Origin of the sequence: Paenibacillus sp. MER 180, from assembly GCF_023713665.1 — a bacterium.
In the GTDB taxonomy this organism is placed as follows: domain Bacteria; phylum Bacillota; class Bacilli; order Paenibacillales; family Paenibacillaceae; genus Paenibacillus_B; species Paenibacillus_B suaedae.
The window spans coordinates 1-1338 of sequence record NZ_JAMAVT010000052.1; the positions used below are offsets into that span (position 1 = coordinate 1).

Below are 1338 nucleotides of genomic sequence, written 5' to 3' on the forward strand. Positions count from 1 at the left end.
AGTACCGAAGGTCTTGATTTCATGCTGCCAAGAAAAGCCTCTAGCCAGGTGAAGCTGCCCGTACCGCAAACCGACACAGGTAGGTGGGAAGAGAATTCTAAGGCGCGCGGAAGAACTCTCGTTAAGGAACTCGGCAAAATGACCCCGTAACTTCGGGAGAAGGGGTGCCTCGGTAGGGTGAATAGCCCGAGGGGGCCGCAGTGAAAAGGCCCAAGCGACTGTTTAGCAAAAACACAGGTCTGTGCGAAGCCGCAAGGCGAAGTATACGGGCTGACGCCTGCCCGGTGCTGGAAGGTTAAGGGGAGTGGTTAGCCGCAAGGCGAAGCTATGAACCGAAGCCCCAGTAAACGGCGGCCGTAACTATAACGGTCCTAAGGTAGCGAAATTCCTTGTCAGGTAAATTCTGACCCGCACGAATGGCGTAACGACTTGGGCGCTGTCTCAACGAGAGATCCGGTGAAATTTTAATACCTGTGAAGATGCAGGTTACCCGCGACAAGACGGAAAGACCCCATGGAGCTTTACTACAGCTTGATATTGGACTTTGGTACGGACTGTACAGGATAGGTGGGAGCCTGAGAAGCCTGAGCGCCAGCTTAGGTGGAGGCGCCGTTGGGATACCACCCTGTTCGTATCGGAGTTCTAACCTAGGACCGTGACCCGGTTCGGGGACAGTGTCAGGTGGGTAGTTTGACTGGGGCGGTCGCCTCCTAAAGAGTAACGGAGGCGCCCCAAGGTTCCCTCAGAATGGTTGGAAATCATTCGAAGAGTGCAAAGGCATAAGGGAGCTTGACTGCGAGACCTACAAGTCGAGCAGGGACGAAAGTCGGGCTTAGTGATCCGGTGGTTCCGCATGGAAGGGCCATCGCTCAACGGATAAAAGCTACCCTGGGGATAACAGGCTTATCTCCCCCAAGAGTCCACATCGACGGGGAGGTTTGGCACCTCGATGTCGGCTCATCGCATCCTGGGGCTGAAGTAGGTCCCAAGGGTTGGGCTGTTCGCCCATTAAAGCGGTACGCGAGCTGGGTTCAGAACGTCGTGAGACAGTTCGGTCCCTATCTGTCGCGGGCGTAGGAAATTTGAGAGGAGCTGTCCTTAGTACGAGAGGACCGGGATGGACGCACCGCTGGTGTACCAGTTGTTCCGCCAGGAGCATAGCTGGGTAGCTATGTGCGGAAGGGATAAGCGCTGAAAGCATCTAAGCGTGAAGCCCCCCTCAAGATGAGATTTCCCAATTAGTAAGACCCCTTGAAGACGACGAGGTAGATAGGTTGGAGGTGGAAGCACAGCAATGTGTGGAGCTGACCAATACTAATCGGTCGAGGGCTTATCCTA

At 54.9% G+C, this 1338-nt stretch carries 1 rRNA gene; it reads left to right on the plus strand.

Annotation, left to right across the window (positions count from 1 at the left end):
- Positions 1-1338, plus strand: a 23S ribosomal RNA gene (locus M3661_RS29735); the annotation flags it as partial.